The organism is Streptomyces sp. Ag109_G2-15 (assembly GCF_900215565.1).
GTDB classification, from domain to species: domain Bacteria; phylum Actinomycetota; class Actinomycetes; order Streptomycetales; family Streptomycetaceae; genus Streptomyces; species Streptomyces diastatochromogenes.
In genome coordinates this window covers 5250844-5270820 of record NZ_OCNI01000001.1, presented here as the reverse complement: position 1 = coordinate 5270820, position 19977 = coordinate 5250844, and the positions used below count along the sequence as shown (strand labels likewise).

The following is a 19977-nucleotide window of genomic DNA, read 5'->3' as shown; positions in this document are numbered from 1 at the left end:
CTCAGCGGGGCAGCTCGGCCCGGCGCAGGCCCGGGACGTACAGGGCGACGACCCCGCCAAGGCCGCAGACGACGGCGCTGACGACGTAGACGGGGCCCAGGCCGAAGGCGCCGATCGCTGCGGCCGCGAACGGCATGCTCAGCGGGGCGAGTCCGAGGCTGACCAGGCCGGCGACGGCCGTGACCCGGCCGAGGTAGGCGGGGTCGGCCTGGGTCTGCAGCAGGGCCCCGCACATGGCTCCGCTGAGACCCGCGAGGAGTCCGACGAGCAGGGCCACCCCGACGGCTCCGGCGAGGCTCGGGACGTAGGCGAGGGCACCGATCGCGACGGAGCCCGCGAGGATGGCGTACGCGGCGACCAGCCCGGCGCGCGGCAACCGCCCCCGGACGGTGAGCAGCAGCGAGGCGGCGCCCGCGCCGACGCCGAACCCGGCGAGGATCCAGCCCATCCCGGAGGCGCCCCAGCCGCGCCGGTCGGCGAGCAGGGTCAGGCCGACGTTGAACGGCCCGACGAAGCCGAAGTCGCCGAGGGCGATGGCGAGCATCAGCGGGGCGAGGACGCGGTGGCCGCGGATGTAGCGCAGGCCGGCCCGCAGATCCCGCCAGGGGGACGCCTTTCCGTCGGCCGTCCCGTCGTCGGCCGGCAGCTCCCGCACCCGTACGGAGACCAGCAGCGGTACCGACACCGCGATGAGCAGGCCGGCCAGGGCGAAGGCGGTCGCCGCGCCGCCGAGCGCCACGCCGAGGCCGCCGAGCGGGGCCCCGATGACGCCGGCGCAGCGGATGGCGAGGCCGCGCATGCCCTGCACCCGGGCGAGCTGCCCCTTGCCGGTGATCCGTGCCGGGAGGGCGCCGACGGCGGGCATGAACACGGCGTCGACGGTGCCGAAGACCAGGGCCAGCAGGGCGAGCGGCCACAGCCCGGGGCTGGTGAGGAACAGCAGGGCGGCCACCGCGAGGACGGCGGCACAGCGCACGGCGTCGCTGCCGATGACGACACGGCGCGGGCCCAGCCGGTCGGCGAGCACTCCCCCGCCGAGCATCAGCACGGCCCTCGGCACCGCGCTGACCGACATCACGACACCGGCCTGCGCGGGGGTTCCGGCCTGGACGGCGGCCCAGGAGAGGGCGATGTAGTAGATGCTGTCGCCCAGCATCGAGGAGGTGTAGGCACCGAGCCAGCGCAGGACGTTGGGGTCGCGGTGGGCGGCCTGTTCGAGCTGCCGCGCGGGTATGTCGGTCAGGACGGTCACGGCGGTGCCCTCTCTCAGACGCGGAACGGGAAGCCGTACACGTGCAGCGCGACGTGCTCGCGCCCTTCGGCCTCGCCCGCTGCCTCGGCGGACCGGCCCTTCTCGTCGTACTTCCTGACCAGGGCGAGCAACTCCTCCCGGAGTTCGTTCAGTTCGCCTGCGGTGAGGCGGAAGAGGGACTCGCTGTCGGGTGCGGCGGCGTTCCACTCGGCGCTCCAGGTGGAGCGCTCGTCGAGGTAGCGGCGGTACATCTCGGCGCGCTGGTCGTGGAAGAGGCGGGTCGCCGCCAGGTGTGCGGCCGCCTTCTCGGGGGCGTCCCGGAAGTCCTTGTCGCGGATGCTCACCCCCTCCGAGGAGGGCTGCCACCAGCGTTCCCGGCCGTCCGCGCTCTGCGGCTCGGCCTCCTCGATGAGGCCGTGCTCGGCAAGCTTGCGCAGGTGGTAGCTGACCAGCGAGACGGCCTCGTCCACCTGGTCGGCGAGGTGCGAGGCGGTCGCCTTGTCGGCCACGCACAGGGCTCGGTACAGCTTCATCCGCAGCGGGTGGGCGAGCGCCTTCAGCGTGCCCACGTCCGTGATGGGACGGCTCCCCTTGGCTGTCATGCACCCAACGCTAGATAGAAAAGAAAGGTTGCACAACATATTTTGCGCAACTTTTCTTTCCTGTCTGCCGACGAGAAGGCCCCGGCCGCCCAAGGGCAACCGGGGCCGAAGCTCAGCGCAGCGTCACCGCACCGGGTGCCCCGCCTCCCGCAGCGTCTGCTTCACCTGGCCGATGCGCAGGTCGCCGAAGTGGAAGACGGAGGCGGCCAGGACCGCGTCCGCGCCCGCCTCGATGGCCGGCGGGAAGTCCGCCAGCTTGCCCGCGCCGCCCGAGGCGATCACCGGGACGGTGACGTGCTTGCGGACCGCGGCGATCATCTCCAGGTCGTAGCCGTCCTTGGTGCCGTCGGCGTCCATGGAGTTCAGCAGGATCTCGCCGGCGCCCAGATCGGCGGCCCGGTGCGCCCACTCGACGGCATCCATGCCGGTGCCGCGGCGGCCGCCGTGGGTGGTGACCTCGAAGGATCCGGACTCGCTGCGCCGCGCGTCCACCGACAGCACCAGCACCTGCCGGCCGAAGCGCTCGGCGATCTCGCGGATCAGGTCCGGGCGGGCGATGGCCGCCGTGTTGACGCCCACCTTGTCGGCGCCGGCCCGCAGCAGCTTGTCCACGTCCTCGGCCGTGCGGACGCCGCCGCCGACGGTCAGCGGGATGAACACCTGCTCCGCGGTGCGGCGCACCACGTCGTACGTCGTCTCGCGGTTGCCGGACGAGGCGGTGATGTCCAGGAACGTCAGCTCGTCGGCGCCCTCGGCGTCGTACACCTTGGCCATCTCGACGGGGTCGCCCGCGTCGCGCAGGTTCTGGAAGTTGACGCCCTTGACGACCCGGCCGTTGTCCACGTCCAGGCAGGGGATGACTCGGACCGCCAGGGTCATGAGTTCACGGCTCCTCTGAATGCCTCTAGTTCCACTTCGACCAGCATGCGCGGGTCGACGAAGCCCTCCACGACCAGCAGGGTGGAAACGGGCCGCACCGCGTCGAAGAGGTCCTTGTGGGCCCGGCCCGCCTCGTCGACGTCCCGCGCATGGGTCAGGTACATCCGCGTACGGATCACGGACTCGATACCGAGCCCGAACTCCGCGATCGCCTCCAGCGCGCTGGTGAACGCCACCTTGGCCTGCTCGTACGGGTCGCCCTCCCCGTACAGCACAAGGCCGCGGAAGGACGTCGTACCGGCCACCAGCACCCGGTCACCCGCCGCCACGGCGCGCGCGAACCCGAAACTCTCTTCCCAGGGACTTCCGCTCTGCACGCGCCGCACGGCATCACTCATGACGACACAGCCTCCAAGGCCTCTTCCAGGGTGAACGCCTTCGCGTACAGGGCCTTCCCGACGATGGAGCCCTCGACACCGAGGGGTACCAGCTCGGCGATGGCCCGGAGGTCGTCCAGCGACGACACGCCGCCGGACGCCACGACCGGCCGGTCCGTCGCGGCGCAGACGTTCTTCAGCAGCTCCAGGTTCGGGCCCTGGAGGGTGCCGTCCTTGGCGATGTCGGTGACGACGTAGCGGGCGCAGCCCTCCTTGTTGAGGCGCTCCAGCGTCTCGTAGAGGTCACCGCCGTCCCGGGTCCAGCCGCGGCCGCGCAGGGTCGTGCCGCGCACGTCCAGGCCGACCGCGATCTTGTCGCCGTGCTCGGCGATGACCTTGGCGACCCACTCGGGGGTCTCCAGGGCGGCGGTGCCGAGGTTCACCCGGGTGCAGCCGGTGGCCAGGGCGGCCGCCAGGGAAGCGTCGTCCCGGATACCGCCGGACAGCTCCACCTTGATGTCCATCGCCTTGGCGACCTCGGCGATCAGCTCCCGGTTGTCGCCGGTGCCGAAGGCGGCGTCCAGGTCGACCAGGTGCAGCCACTCGGCGCCCGAGCGCTGCCAGGCGAGGGCCGCCTCCAGCGGGGAGCCGTAGGACGTCTCGGTCCCGGACTCGCCGTGCACGAGGCGGACGGCCTGGCCGTCACGGACGTCGACCGCGGGGAGGAGTTCGAGCTTGGCCATGGTCTACAGGGTTCCGATCCAGTTGGTGAGGAGCTGGGCACCGGCGTCGCCGGACTTCTCGGGGTGGAACTGGGTGGCCCACAGGGCACCGTTCTCCACGGCCGCCACGAAGGGCTTGCCGTGCGTCGACCAGGTCACCCTGGGCGCGTGCATGACCGGGTTGTTGGTCTCCAGGGTCCAGTCGTGGACGGCGTAGGAGTGCACGAAGTAGAAGCGGGCGTCCCGGTCCAGGCCGGCGAACAGCTCCGAGTCGAGCGGGGCGTCGACGGTGTTCCAGCCCATGTGGGGCACGATGTCGGCCTGGAGCGGCTCGACCGTGCCGGGCCACTCGTCGAGGCCCTCGGTCTCCACGCCGTGCTCGATGCCGCTCGCGAACAGGATCTGCATGCCGACGCAGATGCCCATCACCGGCCGCCCGCCGGACAGCCGGCGGTCGATGATCCAGTCACCGCGAGCCCCGCGCAGCCCCTGCATACAGGCGGCGAACGCGCCGACGCCCGGCACCAGCAGGCCGTCGGCGTTCATCGCCCGGTCGAAGTCGCGCGTTATCTCGACGTCGGCCCCCACGCGCGCGAGGGCGCGTTCGGCGGAGCGGACATTGCCGAAACCGTAGTCGAAGACGACTACTCGCTTGCCGGTGCTCAATTCCACACCTCCAGCCTCAGGACGCCCGCGACGAGGCACATGCCCGCGCCGATGGACAGCAGCACGATGAGGCTCGTGGGCATCTTCTGCTTGGCGAAGGAGATGATGCCGCCGACCAGGAAGAGGCCGACGACGATCAGGACGGTGGACAGACCGTTCATGGGTTACAGCGCGCCCTTCGTGGAGGGGAGGATGCCGGCCGCGCGCGGGTCGCGCTCGCTGGCATAGCGCAGGGCCCGGGCGAGCGCCTTGAACTGGCACTCCACGATGTGGTGCGCGTTGCGCCCGTAGGGCACGTGCACGTGCAGCGCGATCTGCGCCTGGGCGACGAAGGACTCCAGGATGTGCCGGGTCATCGTCGTGTCGTACTCGCCGATCATCGGCGCCATGTTCTCGGGCTCGGTGTGCACGAGGTAGGGGCGGCCGGACAGGTCGACCGTCACCTGGGCGAGGGACTCGTCCAGCGGGACCGTGCAGTTGCCGAAGCGGTAGATCCCCACCTTGTCGCCGAGGGCCTGCTTGAAGGCGGCGCCGAGCGCGAGGGCGGTGTCCTCGATGGTGTGGTGGGAGTCGATGTGCAGGTCGCCGTCGGTCTTCACGGTCAGGTCGAACAGACCGTGCCGGCCGAGCTGGTCGAGCATGTGGTCGTAGAAGCCGACGCCCGTGGCGATGTCGGTCCGCCCGGTGCCGTCGAGGTCTATCTCGACCAGGACCGAGGTCTCCTTGGTGGTGCGCTCCACACGTCCTACGCGGCTCATGCCTCAAGCTCCTTCTTCAGTTCCCGAACCGCGTCGAGGAACGCGTCGTTCTCCTCCGGGGTTCCGGCGGACACCCGCAGCCACCCCGGTACGCCGTTGTCCCGGACCAGGACGCCCCGGTCGAGGATCTTCTGCCAGGCCTCGTGGGCGCTCTCGAACCGGCCGAACTGCACGAAGTTCGCGTCCGACGCGGTGACGTCGTAACCGATCGCCCGCAACTCGCTCACCAGCCGGTCCCGCTCCGACTTCAGCTGCTCGACGTACTTCAGCAGCGTCTCGGTGTGCTCCAGGGCGGCCAGGGCGGTCGCCTGGGTGATCGCCGAGAGGTGGTACGGCAGCCGGACGAGCTGTACGGCGTCCACGACCGCGGGGTGCGCGGCGAGGTAGCCGAGGCGCAGGCCTGCCGCGCCGAACGCCTTCGACATGGTGCGGGAGACGACCAGATGCGGCCGGCCCTCCAGCAGCGGCAGCAGCGAGTCGCCGTGGCTGAACTCGATGTAGGCCTCGTCGACGACGACCATGGACGGCTTGGCCGCCTGGGCCGCGTCGTACAGCGCGAGGACCGTCTCCGGCGGAACCGCGTTGCCGGTGGGGTTGTTGGGGGTGGTGATGAAGACGACGTCGGGCTTGTGCTCGGCGATGGCCCGCTCGGCCACGGCGAGGTCGATGTCGAAGTCCTCGTCGCGAGGACCCGAGATCCAGCCCGTCCCCGTACCGCGCGCGATGAGCGCGTGCATCGAGTACGACGGCTCGAAGCCGATGGCGGTGCGGCCCGGTCCGCCGAAGGTCTGCAGCAGCTGCTGGATGACCTCGTTGGAGCCGTTGGCGGCCCACACGTTCTCGATGCCGAGCGGGTACTTGCCGGTCTTCGTCAGGTACTTGGCCAGCTCGGTGCGGAGCTGGACCGCGTCCCGGTCGGGGTAGCGGTTCAGGTCGCGGGCGGCCTCCCGCACCCGCTCCGTGATCCGCTCGACCAGCGGCTCGGGCAGCGGGTACGGGTTCTCGTTGGTGTTCAGCCGTACGGGGACGTCCAACTGGGGCGCGCCATAGGGGGACTTGCCGCGCAGCTCGTCCCGTACGGGAAGATCGTCGATTCCGATGCTCACTTGCTCTCAGGCACCTTCCAACCGAACCTCGCCTTGATCGCCGCGCCGTGCGCGGGCAGGTCCTCCGCCTCCGCCAGCGTCACCACATGGTGCGCGACCTCGGCCAGCGCGTCCTTCGTGTAGTCCACGACGTGGATGCCGCGCAGGAAGGACTGGACGGACAGGCCGGAGGAGTGGCAGGCGCAGCCGCCGGTGGGCAGCACGTGGTTGGACCCGGCCGCGTAGTCGCCGAGCGAGACGGGGGCCCAGGGGCCGATGAAGATCGCGCCCGCGTTCCTCACCCGGTCCGCGACCGCGGCGGCGTCGGCGGTCTGGATCTCCAGGTGCTCGGCGCCGTACGCGTCGACGACCCTGAGGCCCTCGTCGATGCCGTCGACCAGGACGATCGCGGACTGCTTGCCGCTGAGGGCCGGGACGATCCGGTCCTCGATGTGCTTGGTGGCCGCGACCTGCGGCTCCAGCTCCTTTGCCACCGCGTCCGCCAGCTCGACCGAGTCGGTGACCAGCACGGCCGCCGCCAGCGGGTCGTGCTCGGCCTGGCTGATCAGGTCCGAGGCCACGTGCACGGGGTCGGCGGTGTCGTCCGCGAGGACCGCGATCTCGGTCGGACCGGCCTCGGCGTCGATGCCGATCTTGCCGGTGAAGTAGCGCTTGGCCGCGGCCACCCAGATGTTGCCGGGGCCGGTGACCATGTTGGCGGGCGGGCAGGACTCGGTGCCGTACGCGAACATCGCGACGGCGGTGGCGCCGCCGGCCGCGTAGACCTCGTCCACGCCGAGCAGGGCGCACGCGGCGAGGATCGTGGGGTGCGGCAGCCCCCCGAACTCCGCCTGGGCCGGGGAGGCGAGCGCGATCGACTCGACGCCGGCCTCCTGCGCGGGCACCACGTTCATGACCACGGAGGACGGGTAGACCGAGCGGCCGCCCGGGGCATAGAGCCCGACGCGGTCGACCGGCACCCACTTCTCGGTGACGGACCCGCCGGGCACGACCTTGGTGGTGTGCGTCGAACGGCGCTGCTCACGGTGGACCAGACGGGCGCGGCGGATGGACTCCTCCAGGGCCGCACGCACGGCCGGGTCGAGGGCCTCCAGCGCGTCGGTGAGCGCCTGGCCCGGGACACGGACGGATTCCAGCCGTACTCCGTCGAACTTCTCGGCAAAGTCGATCAGCGCCGCGTCACCCCGATGATGCACGGCCTCGCAGATCGGACGCACCTTCTCCAGGGCGGCCTGAACGTCGAAGTCGGCTCGGGGCAGCAGGTCGCGCAGGGCCGGGCCCTCAGGAAGGGCGTCGCCGCGCAGATCGATTCGGGAGATCACGGTGTCAATTCTCTCAGACCGGGGTCGGGAGCCGTCCGCGCGTATCAATGGCTGATACAGAACGCGGGACAGCGGGCGGTACATAGCCTGGCCGGAACCCGGAAGATCACCTTCACATCGTGTGTATCAGGCGTCACTCAGCGGGCATGAACGGGTGTACGAGGAAGGTGACAGCGAGTAGTCAGAGGAGGAAGGAAGAGCGGTGACCGAGGGGGCCGGCATCCACGCCGGGGACCTGCCGGACGACCTGACCGCGGCCGAGGCGGGCATGTGGCAGGCCTTCCGCAACGGCAGCGTGTACGACCTGAGCAGCGGGGACGTAGTCGTGGACGATCCGCACGGCGGGCATCCCTGGGGACCCGAGCGGAGCGTCCGGGCGCGCATCATCTGCTGGCTGCTGCTGGACGGGCCTCCCGCGCTCGCGGGCCGGGTGCCCTCCCTGAAGCTGACCGGCGTGCGGGTCACCGGCACGGTGGACCTGGCGGGCGGCACGGTCACGCCGTACACGGAGCTGCGCGGCTGCCGCTTCGACGACCAGATCCTCCTGCCCGAGGCCCGGTTCACGACCCTGCGTCTGGTGGACTGCGCGGTGCCGCGCCTGGAGGCGGCCCGAGTGCACACCGAGGGCGATCTGCACCTGCCGCGCTGCCGCTTCCAGAACGGGGTGCGGCTGACCGACGCGCACATCGGCACGGACCTGCTGCTCAACCAGGCGATCGTCTACCGGGACCGCAGCGGCCGCTCGATCGCCGCGGACGGCATGACCGTGGGCCAGGACCTGCAGGCGGAGCTGCTGGAGTCGCACGGCGAGCTGAGCCTGCGCAGCGCCAAGATCGGGGTCTCGCTGAGCCTGCGGGGAGCGAGACTGGCCAACCCGTACGCGCGCCTCGCCCTGAACGCCCCCCAGCTGACGGTGGGGCGCACCCTGTACCTGACCCCGGCCGGCGTGGGCAACCCGCTGCTGAGCGGGACGACGCCCGCGCGCGGGACACGCATCCAGCGCTTCGAGTGCCGGGGCGGGATACGGCTGGACGACGGGCGGTTCGGGGACGCCGTGGACCTGGAGCGGGCCCGGTTCGGCTTCACCGACGACCAGGAGCTGTCGCTGCGCCGGGTGCAGACGCCCGAGCTGCGCTTCCTCGGGGACAGGCCGCAGCGCGGGAAGGTGGTGCTGTCCGGCGCGCGGATCGTCAACCTGGTGGACCACGCGGGCAGCTGGCCGGGCCCGGGCAGCCTCCACATGGGCGGCTTCGCGTACGAGAACCTCGTACCGCAGGGACCGTTCCCGCTGACCCGGCGGCTGGACTGGGTGGCGGCGGCCACCGCCGAGTACAACCCGGAGCCGTACGAACGGCTGGCCACCGTGCTGCGGGCGGCCGGGGAGGACGAGGACGCCCGCGAGGTGCTGCTCGCCAAGCAGCGCCGGCGCCGCGAGACGCTGCCGCTGGCCGCCAAGTTCTGGGGGTACGTCCAGGACTGGACGGTGGCGTACGGCTACCGGCCGGGCCGGGCCGCGGTGTGGATGGCGGTGCTGTGGGCGGCGGGCACGCTGGCCTTCTCGCACGCCGGCCATCCGCCGGTGAACCCCGGCGGCCATCCGTCCTGGAGTGCCGCCCTGTTCACGCTGGACCTGCTGCTGCCGGTGATCGACCTGGGCCAGGTCGGCCAGTGGCAGCTGCGCGGCGGCTGGCAGTGGCTGGCCGCGGCGATGATCCTGCTGGGCTGGATCCTGGCGACGACGGTGGCGGCGGGGGCGACCCGGCTGCTGCGGCGCGGCTGACGCCCGGTTCATCGGCACGTACGGATGCCCGGTTCATCGACATGTACGTCACATTGGTCAGGTACACCACATTAGTTGAACAATCACCTTTTACTTGTCCTTGACCGTCGGGCGTACAACCTTCCATGACTTGCCCGGACCCTCTGGCGCACGCCCGACCTGCGGACTTTCAATGGTCGACACCATGGCTCTGCTGCCGGCGTTCTTCCGCCCCACACGGATGACACGACGTGCCTCGCGCCCCGCCGACCCACAGGCGGCCGGCGACGAGGCCGTCCTCGACGCGCCCGACGAACGCCTGTCCCCCGCGCTGGTCGCGGCCGGCCGGGGCGAGTTCGGCGCCGCCTCCGCTCTGCTCGCCACCACGCGCGCGGCGGCCGAGTGGGAGGACCACGACCGCTACGCCAGGCGGCTCGCGGCCTTCGCCCGCTCGCGCTCCGAGTGGTTCGAGGCCTGGCACGCGGCCGCCCCGGACGACCCCGACGTCACGCTCGTCGCGGCCCAGCTGGCGGTGGACCGCGCCTGGCCCTCCCCGGCCCGCGCCGAGCTGCTGCGCGAGGTGAGCCCGCTGATCACGGCCGCCGCCCGGGCCGACGACCGCGATCCGGTGCCCTGGCGGATCGCGCTCGACCACGCGAGGGGCTCCCGGGCCGGGCACCGCTACTTCGAGGAGCTGTGGGAGGCGGCGGTCCGGCGCGCCCCGCACCACTACGGCTGCCATGTGGCCGCCCTGCGCTACCTGGGCACCTCCTGGCACGGCTCGCACCGCGAGTGCTTCGACTTCGCCGACCTGGCCGCGCAGGACGCCCCGGCCGACTCGCTCGTCCAGGCGCTGCCGGCCCGGGCGGCCCTCTCCTACCTGACCGACGGCTGCGGTCCCGAGGTACCGCGCGAGCGGCTGGAGGCGGCGGCCGACCGGGCGATCGCGCTCTCCGGCCGGTTCCCGGCGGCCACACCCTGGCCCGCCGAGATCCGCAACAAGCTGGTGTACGTCCTCGCCCGGCTGGAACGCTGGGAGGACGCCCGCACCCAGCTGCGCCTGATCGGCCCGTACGCCACGTCGTTCCCCTGGGACCGGTTCTCCGACGACCCGCTGGGCCACTTCCTGCGGCTGCGCGAGGCACTGCTCACGACCGCTCCCGGCACCACCGTGACCGAACTGCTGGCGGCACCCGCTCAACCGCGGAACGAACACCGCGGCCGAGCCCCCGCCCCCGACCATTAGGCTGGGGCGTCGTGACCACCGTCCGTCTCCCTCTCTTCCCGCTGAACTCGGCGCTGTTCCCCGGGCTCGTGCTGCCCCTGAACATCTTCGAGGAGCGCTATCGCGCCATGATGCGCGAGCTGCTGAAGACCCCCGAGGACGAACCGCGCCGGTTCGCCGTCGTGGCGATCCGCGACGGCCACGAGGTGGCAGCGAGCGCGCCGGGCATGCCCGATCCGACCGCACAGCCCGAGCGGGGCCCGGCCGCGGGCTTCGGCCCGGACCCGCTCAAGTCCTTCCACGGCGTGGGCTGTGTGGCGGACGCGGCGACCATCCGGGAGCGCGCCGACGGCACGTTCGAGGTGCTGGCGACCGGGACGACCCGGGTACGGCTGCTGTCCGTGGACGCGTCGGGCCCGTTCCTGACGGCGGAGCTGGAGGAGCTGCCGGAGGACCCCGGCGACGAGGCGGGCGCCCTGGCCGAGGGCGTCCTGCGCGCCTTCCGGCAGTACCAGAAGCGCCTCGCGGGAGCCCGCGAGCGCTCCCTCTCCTCGGGCTCCGACCTCCCGGACGACCCCTCGGTGGTCTCCTACCTGGTGGCGGCCGCGATGGTCCTGGACACCCCGACCAAGCAACGGCTGCTGCAGGCGCCGGACACCGCCTCCCGGCTCCGGGACGAGCTGAAACTCCTTCGCTCGGAGACGGCCATCATCCGTAACCTTCCGTCGTTGCCCGCGTTCGAGCTGACGCGGACGCCGACCAGCCTGAACTGAGCGAACCGAGGCCGACACCCCGATGGCGAAGAAGTCGAAGAAGCAGCAGCAGTCCGGAGGCACTCCCGCGACGGTGTCCCTGACGGCGGCGGGCGTGGACTTCACCCTCCACTCCTACGACCACGACCCCGCCCACCCCTCCTACGGCGAGGAGGCGGCGGAGGCGATGGGCGTCTCCCCCGACCGGGTCTTCAAGACATTGGTGGCCGACGTGGACGGCGCACTGACGGTGGCGGTGGTCCCGGTCTCCGGCACCCTCGACCTCAAGGCCCTGGCCGCGGCGGTGGGCGGCAAGCGGGCGACGATGGCCGACCCCACCCTCGCAGAACGCACCACCGGGTACGTCCGCGGCGGCATCTCCCCCTTGGGCCAGCGCAAGAAGCTCCGCACCGTCCTGGACGACTCGGCCGAGTCCCACGCCACGATCTGCATCTCGGCGGGCCGCAGGGGCTTGGAGGTGGAACTGTCTCCGGAGGACCTGACGAAGCTGACGGAGGCGGTACTGGCACCGATCGGGCGGGGCTGACGGGGTTACGCCGGCGGGGCTCCGTACGAGTCCTTCGGGGCCGGCCCGTGCGGATACGGCGCCTCAGGATCCCGCGGCCCGAACAACGCCGTGAGCCCCAGATGCACCAGCACCGCGGCCAACGGCCAAGCCAGCAACGCCCCCTTCGCCCCCAACTTCAACGGTGCCGAGAAGGTGACCCCCTTCCCCACCGCCTTCGCGTGAGCGATCACGTCGGACTCGGGCCCCAGCCAGACCCCGAACCGCCACGCGAGCACCGACCCGAGCAGGGCGCCCAGCCCGAGTGCCACAACGAGAGGCACACCCCCACGCCGCCGAAACAGAAGCACGACGACCGCGCTGACCAGCCCGAAGGCCAGCCCCAGCAGCGTGAACGTCCCGTCCACCCCGGCCGCCTGCTCCCCCTCGGTGTCCTTGAGGTAGACGACCCAGCTCTTGTCGACCTCGTCCCCCACCAGCGGCACATGCGGCGCCAGCCACCACCACAGCAGCCCGAACAGCACCCCGCCCAGCGCCACCGCTATCGCGATCACGACGGCTTCCCGGACTTCGGTCTTCATCCCAGGACCGTCCTGTTCGTACAGGCCTCCCACCGGCGCCCCGGCCGGCGGCGGCGCCTGCCAGACCTGGTGCGGGGAGTCGTCGTGCGGCGGCGGAGGCGGAGTCAGCGGTGCGGTCACTCTGACATCGTGCCAGGTCGCGCTGTGGGCCGCGTCATCGGACGGCGGCCCTGCGGTACGCCCAGGTCGCCACGGCCAGCGAGATCACTCCGACCCCCGCGCAGACTCCCAGGTCAGCGAGGACGACGGCCCAGTCCGGGTGGGCCTCGAAGGTCCGCGCGTAGGCCTCCACGCCGTAGGTCGACGGCAGCAGGTCCCGGGCCAGCCGTACGATCTCCGGCATCCGGTCGGCCGGCAGCACACCGAGCAGCAGTGCCGCCGACATGCCGAGCTGCCCGAGCAGCGTGGCCAGCTCGGGCCGCGGCGCGAGCAGCCCGCAGGCGGCGCCCAGCCCGGCGAGCGCGGCCCCGGCGAGCGGAATGACGGCCACCAGGATCCAGAGGTTGGACAGCGGCAGCCCGAACAGCACGCACCCGAAGACAGCGGTCACCAGGGTCCCCGGCACCGTGAAGGAGGCGTACGCCCCCGCCGCGCCCAGCACCACCGCCGCGGGCGGCACCGGCAGCGTGGCGTAGTGGTCGAGCCCGCCGCTGGCCCGCAGCTGCCCGAAGTACTGCGACAGCAGATTGAGCGCGACGTACGCGACGACGAGCACCGAGGACCCGGCCACCACGGACTGGGCCTCGCTGCCGCTGTCGACGACACCGCGCATCATCACGGCGATGCCGACGGACTGGAAGGTCGCCACGAACAGCAGCGGAATGCGCGCCACCCGGGCCCGGGACAGCTGGGCCCGGTAGACGGCCACCAGCGACGGCCACAGCCGCGCGGGCGGCCCCAGCTCGGCCGCGGGCCGGGCCCGTTCCGGCACGGCCCGGGCACCGCCCGGCAGAACCTCCGCGGGTACGACACTCACGACGAGCTGCTCCTCTTCCCTACGGCAGCCGCGCCGCCGTCCCACAGGGACCATACGGATACGACGATCCTCGCGCTCACGCCTTCACCAGCCCCTGCCGTGCCGCCCCGCCCAGCGCCAGGTACACGTCCTCCAGGCTGGGCGTGGCGAGCGTGAAGTCGTCCAGGGCGGCGAAGGCGGCCCCGCCGGTCACCGTGGCGACGACGGCCCGGGCCTCCTCGGGTGCGAGCCGGAGCGTCCAGCGCCGGCCGGACTCCACGGCCCGTTCGCGCAGCACGGCGACCTCGGGCACGTCCAGCGGTGCCCGCTCCCGCCACACCAGTTCCACCCGCACCTCGCCGGAGACCTGTTCCTTCAGCCCGGCCGGGGTGTCGCAGGCGATGACCCGGCCCTCGTCGAGGACGGCGACCCGGTCGAGAACGGTCTCGGCCTCGATGACGTTGTGGGTGACCAGCAGCACGGTCGTACCGTGTTCGGCCCGCCGCCGGTCCACGGCCGCCCACACCGCGCGCCGGGCCACCGGGTCCATGCCGGTGGTCGGCTCGTCCAGCACGAGCAGCGGCCGCCGGCCGACGAGGGCGGCGGCGAGGCAGGCGAGCCGCCGCTGTCCGCCGGACAGCTTCTTCAGCGCCCGCCCGGCGATCGGCGTGAGCCCCAGTTCGTCGAGTACGGCGTCCCGCTCGGCGCGCGCCCGCCGTACGTCCAGGCCGCGCAGGCGTCCGGTGGTCTCGGCGGCGAGCGCGACGGTCAGCTCGTCCAGGGCGGAGGACTCCTGCCCCAGGTAGGCGAGGATCCGCGCGGCCCGCTCGGGATGCCGGACGATGTCGTGGCCGAGGATCTCGACGCTGCCGGTGTCCGGCCGCAGCAGCCCGGTGAGCTGCCGTACGAGGCTGGACTTGCCGGCGCCGTTCGGCCCGAGCAGCCCGAAGATCTCCCCGCGCCGTACGTCCAGCTCCACACCGTCGGTGGCCCGCACCTCGGGCGTACCGGGTGTTCCGCGCCGCCCCTTCACGGGCGGGTAGGTCTTGCTGAGCCCGCGCACGCGTACGACCTCGTCCTGCCGAAGTGCCTGTCCCGCGCGCGTACTCACAAGGCACGAGACTACGGGGTCCGGCCCCTTTACTCGCCTTTGGGGCCACTTCTGTACTTGACCGGTAAGAAAAGAACGGTCATTCCCCGGCAGGGGCGTGCTCGGCCGCCGCCGGCACGTCGACCTCCCGCCAGAACCCCGCCCGGATGGCGTAACGGTCGTGCTCGTCGATCTGGTCGTCCTTGTGGGCGAGCAGCCCGAAGCGGGCGGCGTAGCGCAGCAGCTCGCCGTCGATGCGGTGCGGGATGCGCGGGTACATCGTGGACAGCCGCTGCAGATGGCCCTGGTCGCCGAGCCGGGACATCCACCGGCGGGCGAAGACCTGCCCCACCTCGTACGGGTCGCCGCCGACCGTGGTGATGTCCTCCTCCCGGTCGGCCCACCGCTGCTCGGCGGTGGTGAGCTGGGCCAGGGTCGGCATGGAGGCGACCTCGGGCGGCTCGGAGACCCCACCCGGCCGGTCCACCCAGCCCTTGTCGGAGGACCACCTGAGGGTCGCGGTCGTCGGATGCTGCACGGCGTGCACGCCGGGTGCGCGCAGCGCGGCGAGGTCCTTGGGGGTGGGCACGCCCTTGGGGGCGGGCACCCGCTCCTGGGTTCCGTTCTCGGATGCGGCGGCCGGCGCGTGGGCGCCCTCCTCGGCCGGGCTCTCGGCGGCCGTGCCGAGCGCGGACTCGGGCAGCGGCGCGGAGAGGATCGCGGCGATCTCGGGGCGGGGCGCGGGCGGCGGTGCGCAGACGCCGGTCAGCTCCTTGGCGCGGACCGCCGCCTGGGTGATCCAGGCCCGGTCCAGTACGCGCCGCTCGTCGGCCTCGGCGACCAGGTCCTCGGACTGGTTGTAGTCCCCGTCGGCGGCCTGCAAGGCCCACAGGTGGACGGCGACGCCGTGCTCCTTGGCGGCCATCATGCCGGGCAGCAGGTCACCGTCGCCGGTGACCAGGACGACGTCGGAGCAGGCGCGGTTGCGGGCCAGCTCGGTCAGCTCGGCGTGCATGGCGGCGTCCACGCCCTTCTGGGCCCAGCGTCCGTCACTGCGAGTGAGGGCCCCCAGCCGGACGGTGACCCGGGGCATCACGCGCAGCCGGCGGTGCTCCGGCTGGGGGACCCGGTCGGGGGCGCCGTCGAACCAGTAGATGCGCAGCAGCGGGCGCTCGGTCTCCGACTCGGCGCGTTCGCGCAGGGCCTGGATCAGCGCGGCGTGGTCGACGGTGATCCGGGACCGCGAGGGCTCACCGGCGAGGAGGCTGGCGGCGGCTCCCAGCAGATACCCGGCGTCCACCAGGACGATGCAACGGTCCACGCGACTCACCCTCTTCCCTGGAGGCTTTTGCTTCGGACTTCCTTCGAGTCTGCCCGACCACGCGGGGGTTAACGGCCGGAACTGGATCTTCGGCGTGGCGTTTGCGCATCCCGCTCGCCCACCAACCCTGTCACACACGGTAATTATCCGACATGCGCGTGATGTCAGCTTATGTGAATCTGGTCGCGGCCCTGGCCCCTAGATCCCCCACAGGAGGCAGATCACCATGGCCAAGAACAAGAACCGCAAGGGTGGCTCGCAGAACCGCGCGCCGCAGGCCGAGCAGGCTCACGAGCACGCACAGCGGTCGTCCACGGAGGCGCACGAGTCTCCGACGCACGTCCCGGGCAGCCCCTCGGATGTTGCTCGTAAGAAGCAGAAGAGCTTCGGCCACAACTAAAGGGCAGTTGAAGCCCAGGCACACGGAAGGGGCGTACCCGCCGAGGGTGCGCCCCTTCCCGCTGCATCCGCTCAGCCCGCCAGGCAGGACGGGCCGAGCAGCACCTTCAGGTCTCCGAAGAGCGCCGGGTCCGGCTTCACGCGGTGCCGGTCCAGGCGCAGCACCGTCGTCTTCCGCGGCCCCTGGAGCTTGATCCGGACCTCGCTCTCGCCCTTGTGGTGGCTGAGGATCTCGCCGAGGCGGCTGACCATCGGCGGGGTGACCCTGGTGGCCGGGATGGTGAGGATCACCGGCGCGTTGGTGCCCGCGTTCGACAGGTCGGGCACCTGGAGCTCCATCGCGACCAGCCGCGGCACGTCCTCGCGCTTGTCGAGCCGGCCCTTGACGAACACGACCGCGTCCTCGACGAGTTGGGTCGACACGAGCTGGTACGTCGCCGGGAAGAACATGCACTCGATGGAACCGGCGAGGTCCTCGACCGTGGCGATCGCCCAGGCGTTGCCCTGCTTGGTCATCTTGCGCTGCAGACCCGAGATGATGCCGCCGATGGTGACCACCGCGCCGTCCGCGTGCTCGCCTCCGGTGAGCTGGGCGATGCCCGCGTCGGCCTTGTCGGACAGCACGTGCTCCAGGCCGAAGAGCGGGTGGTCGGAGACGTACAGACCGAGCATCTCCCGCTCCTGGGCGAGCAGATAGGTCTTGTCCCACTCCTCGGTGGTGAACTCCACGTCCAGTCCGAAGCCGGGCTCGCTGGAGTCCTCCTCGCCCATGCCGCCGAAGAGGTCGAACTGTCCCTCGGCCTCCTTGCGCTTGACCGCGACCACGTTGTCGATCATCGGCTCGTACTGGGCCGTGAGCCCCTTGCGGGTGTGGCCCATGGTGTCGAAGGCGCCGGCCTTGATCAGCGACTCCGTGGTGCGCTTGTTGCAGGCGACCGCCTCGACCTTGTCGAGGTAGTCGGGGAAGGAGGCGTACTTGCCCTTCGCTCTGCGGCTCTTGATGATCGACTCCACCACGTTGGTGCCGACGTTGCGCACGGCTTCGAGGCCGAAGAGGATCACGTCGTCGCCCTGGGCGGCGAAGTTGTGCACCGACTCGTTGACGTTCGGCGGGAGCACCTTGATGCCCATGCGGCGGCACTCGTTGAGGTAGATCGCCGACTTGTCCTTGTCGTCCTTGACGGAGGTCAGGAGCGCGGCCATGTACTCGGCCGGGTAGTTCGCCTTCAGATAGGCGGTCCAGTACGACACCAGGCCGTACGCGGCGGAGTGGGCCTTGTTGAAGGCGTAGCCGGCGAAGGGGACCAGCACGTCCCACAGGGCCTGGATGGCCTCGTCGCTGTAGCCGTTCTTACGGGCGCCGGCCTGGAAGATGGTGAAGTTCTTCGCCAGTTCCTCGGGCTTCTTCTTGCCCATCACGCGGCGGAGGATGTCGGCCTCGCCGAGCGAGTAGCCCGCGATGATCTGGGCGGCCTTCTGCACCTGCTCCTGGTAGACGATCAGGCCGTAGGTGACCGCCAGGACCTCTTCGAGTGGCTCCTCCAGCTCCTTGTGGATCGGGGTGATCTCCTGGAGCTTGTTCTTGCGCAGCGCGTAGTTGGTGTGCGAGTCCATGCCCATCGGGCCCGGACGGTAGAGCGCCGACACGGCGGAGATGTCTTCGAAGTTGTCGGGCTTCATCAGGCGCAGCAGCGAGCGCATGGGGCCGCCGTCGAACTGGAAGACACCGAGGGTGTCGCCGCGCTGGAGCAGTTCGAAGGTCGTCGGATCGTCGAGCGGGAGGCTCAGCAGATCGATGTCGACGCCCTTGTTGGACTTCACCATCTTGACGGCGTCGTCCATGATCGTGAGGTTGCGCAGGCCCAGGAAGTCCATCTTCAGCAGGCCGAGCGACTCACAGCTCGGGTAGTCCCACTGGGTGATGGTCACGCCGTCGGTGTGCCGCACCCACACCGGGACGTGCTCGGTGATGGTCTCGCTGGACATGATCACGCCGGCCGCGTGCACGCCCATCTGCCGGACCAGGCCCTCGACGCCCTTGGCGGTGTCGATGACCTTCTTCACGTCCGGCTCGTTCTCGTACATGCCCCGGATCTCGCCCGCCTCGCTGTAGCGCGGGTGCGAGGGGTCGGTGATGCCGTTCAGGTCGATGCCCTTGCCGAGGACGTCGGCGGGCATCGCCTTGGTGAGCCGGTCACCCATGGCGTACGGATAGCCCAGCACGCGCGCGGAGTCCTTGATCGCGTTCTTGGCCTTGATCTTGCCGTACGTGCCGATCATGGCGACCTTGTCGGCGCCGTACTTCTCCGTCACGTACCGGATGACCTCGACGCGCCGACGCTCGTCGAAGTCGATGTCGACGTCGGGCATGGAGACGCGCTCGGGGTTGAGGAAGCGCTCGAAGATCAGGCCGTGCGGGATCGGGTCGAGGTCGGTGATCCCCATGGCGTAGGCGACGATCGAGCCGGCCGCGGAGCCTCGGCCGGGGCCGACCGCGATGCCGTTGTTCTTGGCCCACATGATGAAGTCGGCGACCACGAGGAAGTAGCCCGGGAACCCCATCTGGATGATGACGTCCATCTCGTACTCGGCCTGCTTCTGGCGGTCGTCGGGGATGCCGCCGGGGAAGCGGCGCTCCATCCCGCGGCGGACCTCCTCCTTGAACCAGGTGACCTCGGTGTAGCCCTCGGGGATGTCGAACTTCGGCATGAGGTTCTTCGCCTCGAACATGCCGGTGGTGTCCACCATCTCGGCGACGAGGAGCGTGTTGGCGCAGCCCTCCTGCCAGGCGTCCGAGGAGTCGATGGCGTACATCTCGTCCGTGGACTTCAGGTAGTAGCCGGTGCCGTCGAACTTGAAGCGGTCCGGGTCGGAGAGGTTCTTGCCGGTCTGGATGCAGAGCAGAGCGTCGTGGGCGGTCGCCTCGTGCGCGTACGTGTAGTGCGAGTCGTTGGTGACCAGCGGGGGGATGCCGAGCTTCTTGCCGATCTCCAGGAGGCCGTCGCGGACCCGGTGCTCGATCTCGATGCCGTGGTCCATCAGCTCCAGGAAGTAGCGGTCCTTGCCGAAGATGTCCTGGTAGTCGGCGGCGGCCTTGAGGGCCTCGTCGTACTGGCCGAGACGCAGCCGGGTCTGGAGCTCGCCGGAGGGGCAGCCGGTGGAGGCGACGATCCCCTCGGACCACTGGGCGATGGTCTCCTTGTCCATCCGGGGCCACTTCTGGAGCCAGCCCTCGGCGTAGGCGTCCGAGGAGAGCCGGAAGAGGTTGTGCAGGCCCGTGCTGTTCACGGCCCACATCGTCTTGTGGGTGTAACCACCGGAACCGGAGACGTCGTCGCGCTTCTGGTGCGGCTGGCCCCACTGGATCTTGCGCTTGTTGCGCCGGGACTCGGGGGCGACATACGCCTCGATCCCGATGATCGGGGTGATTCCGGCTTTCTTCGCGGTGTGGAAGAAGTCGTACGCGCCGTGGAGGTTGCCGTGGTCGGACATGGCGATGTGCGTCATGCCCATCTCGTTGCAGGCGTTGAACATGTCCTTGAGCCGCGCGGCGCCGTCCAGCAGCGAGTACTGGGTGTGGACGTGCAGGTGCGTGAAGGGCGGCTTGGACACGGTGAGGCCTCCAGGGGAAACGCTCGGCGACGGGGTGGCGGACAGTTCTGGGGTCAGCGTCGAAGTCTATGCC

At 71.0% G+C, this 19977-nt stretch carries 20 protein-coding genes; 5 read left to right on the top strand and 15 right to left on the bottom strand.

Features of this window, described 5'->3' with window-relative positions; translation table 11 throughout:
• Position 1 precedes the first annotated feature (1 nt).
• The 10 genes from CRP49_RS23655 to hisD form a co-directional block, all read right to left on the bottom strand.
• A complete protein-coding gene (locus CRP49_RS23655) occupies positions 2-1252 on the bottom strand; it encodes an MFS transporter (protein WP_257033471.1) in 1251 nt (416 codons plus the stop codon).
• 14 nt (positions 1253-1266) lie between these two features.
• A complete protein-coding gene (locus CRP49_RS23650) occupies positions 1267-1854 on the bottom strand; it encodes a transcriptional regulator (protein WP_097255196.1) in 588 nt (195 codons plus the stop codon).
• Positions 1855-1977: 123 nt separating this feature from the next.
• The gene (hisF, locus tag CRP49_RS23645; RefSeq protein ID WP_097255195.1) at positions 1978-2733 is read right to left on the bottom strand and encodes an imidazole glycerol phosphate synthase subunit HisF; all 756 of its coding nucleotides are present in this window, start codon (positions 2731-2733) and stop codon (positions 1978-1980) included.
• Positions 2730-3131: a RidA family protein gene (locus CRP49_RS23640; RefSeq protein WP_097255194.1), complete on the bottom strand. Its 402-nt coding sequence runs from the start codon at positions 3129-3131 to the stop codon at positions 2730-2732. Before CRP49_RS23640 ends, hisF begins: the two co-directional genes overlap by 4 nt.
• Entirely contained in the window at positions 3128-3853 is a 726-nt protein-coding gene (gene priA / locus CRP49_RS23635) for a bifunctional 1-(5-phosphoribosyl)-5-((5-phosphoribosylamino)methylideneamino)imidazole-4-carboxamide isomerase/phosphoribosylanthranilate isomerase PriA (RefSeq protein WP_097255193.1), read from the bottom strand. The genes CRP49_RS23640 and priA overlap by 4 nt, the downstream gene beginning before the upstream one ends.
• A gap of 3 nt (positions 3854-3856) precedes the next feature.
• A complete protein-coding gene (gene hisH, locus CRP49_RS23630) occupies positions 3857-4498 on the bottom strand; it encodes an imidazole glycerol phosphate synthase subunit HisH (protein WP_097255192.1) in 642 nt (213 codons plus the stop codon).
• The gene (locus CRP49_RS46940) at positions 4495-4659 is read right to left on the bottom strand and encodes a hypothetical protein (RefSeq protein ID WP_167444304.1); all 165 of its coding nucleotides are present in this window, start codon (positions 4657-4659) and stop codon (positions 4495-4497) included. The genes hisH and CRP49_RS46940 overlap by 4 nt, the downstream gene beginning before the upstream one ends.
• Positions 4660-4662: 3 nt before the next feature.
• Positions 4663-5256: an imidazoleglycerol-phosphate dehydratase HisB gene (gene hisB / locus CRP49_RS23625; protein ID WP_030783530.1), complete on the bottom strand. Its 594-nt coding sequence runs from the start codon at positions 5254-5256 to the stop codon at positions 4663-4665.
• Entirely contained in the window at positions 5253-6362 is a 1110-nt protein-coding gene (locus tag CRP49_RS23620) for a histidinol-phosphate transaminase (RefSeq protein ID WP_097255191.1), read from the bottom strand. Before CRP49_RS23620 ends, hisB begins: the two co-directional genes overlap by 4 nt.
• The gene (gene hisD / locus CRP49_RS23615) at positions 6359-7684 is read right to left on the bottom strand and encodes a histidinol dehydrogenase (RefSeq protein ID WP_097255190.1); all 1326 of its coding nucleotides are present in this window, start codon (positions 7682-7684) and stop codon (positions 6359-6361) included. The genes CRP49_RS23620 and hisD overlap by 4 nt, the downstream gene beginning before the upstream one ends.
• Positions 7685-7886: 202 nt before the next feature.
• On the opposite strand from hisD, the gene CRP49_RS23610 reads away from it, so the two are divergent.
• The 4 genes from CRP49_RS23610 to ybaK all read left to right on the top strand — a co-directional run bounded on the left by CRP49_RS23610 (position 7887) and on the right by ybaK (position 11967).
• Complete coding sequence (locus CRP49_RS23610) at positions 7887-9464, top strand: oxidoreductase (RefSeq protein ID WP_097255189.1); 1578 nt, start codon at positions 7887-7889, stop codon at positions 9462-9464.
• Positions 9465-9636: 172 nt separating this feature from the next.
• Positions 9637-10689 (top strand): hypothetical protein, encoded by a 1053-nt coding sequence (locus CRP49_RS23605; protein WP_097255188.1) that lies wholly within the window; start codon positions 9637-9639, stop codon positions 10687-10689.
• Positions 10690-10700: 11 nt separating this feature from the next.
• Entirely contained in the window at positions 10701-11441 is a 741-nt protein-coding gene (locus tag CRP49_RS23600) for an LON peptidase substrate-binding domain-containing protein (protein WP_097255187.1), read from the top strand.
• A 22-nt stretch (positions 11442-11463) separates the two neighbouring features.
• The gene (gene ybaK / locus CRP49_RS23595) at positions 11464-11967 is read left to right on the top strand and encodes a Cys-tRNA(Pro) deacylase (protein WP_094220223.1); all 504 of its coding nucleotides are present in this window, start codon (positions 11464-11466) and stop codon (positions 11965-11967) included.
• A gap of 5 nt (positions 11968-11972) precedes the next feature.
• On the opposite strand, the gene CRP49_RS23590 is transcribed toward ybaK, so the two are convergent.
• The 4 genes from CRP49_RS23590 to CRP49_RS23575 all read right to left on the bottom strand — a co-directional run bounded on the left by CRP49_RS23590 (position 11973) and on the right by CRP49_RS23575 (position 15893).
• Positions 11973-12647 carry an AAA family ATPase gene (locus tag CRP49_RS23590; protein WP_097255186.1) on the bottom strand — a complete coding sequence of 225 codons (675 nt, stop codon included), beginning with the start codon at positions 12645-12647 and terminating at the stop codon, positions 11973-11975.
• Between the two features lie 34 nt (positions 12648-12681).
• Positions 12682-13503: an ABC transporter permease gene (locus CRP49_RS23585; RefSeq protein ID WP_097255185.1), complete on the bottom strand. Its 822-nt coding sequence runs from the start codon at positions 13501-13503 to the stop codon at positions 12682-12684.
• A 76-nt stretch (positions 13504-13579) separates the two neighbouring features.
• Positions 13580-14593, bottom strand: a complete 1014-nt coding sequence (locus tag CRP49_RS23580) for an ABC transporter ATP-binding protein (RefSeq protein WP_097255184.1) — start codon at positions 14591-14593, stop codon at positions 13580-13582.
• 79 nt (positions 14594-14672) lie between these two features.
• On the bottom strand, positions 14673-15893 hold the full coding sequence (locus tag CRP49_RS23575) for an NYN domain-containing protein (RefSeq protein ID WP_097255183.1): 1221 nt from the start codon (positions 15891-15893) through the stop codon (positions 14673-14675).
• 226 nt (positions 15894-16119) lie between these two features.
• Here CRP49_RS23575 and CRP49_RS46935 point away from each other — a divergent pair, with 226 nt between their 5' ends.
• Entirely contained in the window at positions 16120-16293 is a 174-nt protein-coding gene (locus CRP49_RS46935; RefSeq protein WP_179851734.1) for a hypothetical protein, read from the top strand.
• A 71-nt stretch (positions 16294-16364) separates the two neighbouring features.
• Here CRP49_RS46935 and dnaE read toward each other — a convergent pair whose 3' ends face one another.
• On the bottom strand, positions 16365-19904 hold the full coding sequence (gene dnaE / locus CRP49_RS23570; RefSeq protein WP_097255182.1) for a DNA polymerase III subunit alpha: 3540 nt from the start codon (positions 19902-19904) through the stop codon (positions 16365-16367).
• Positions 19905-19977: the final 73 nt, after the last annotated feature.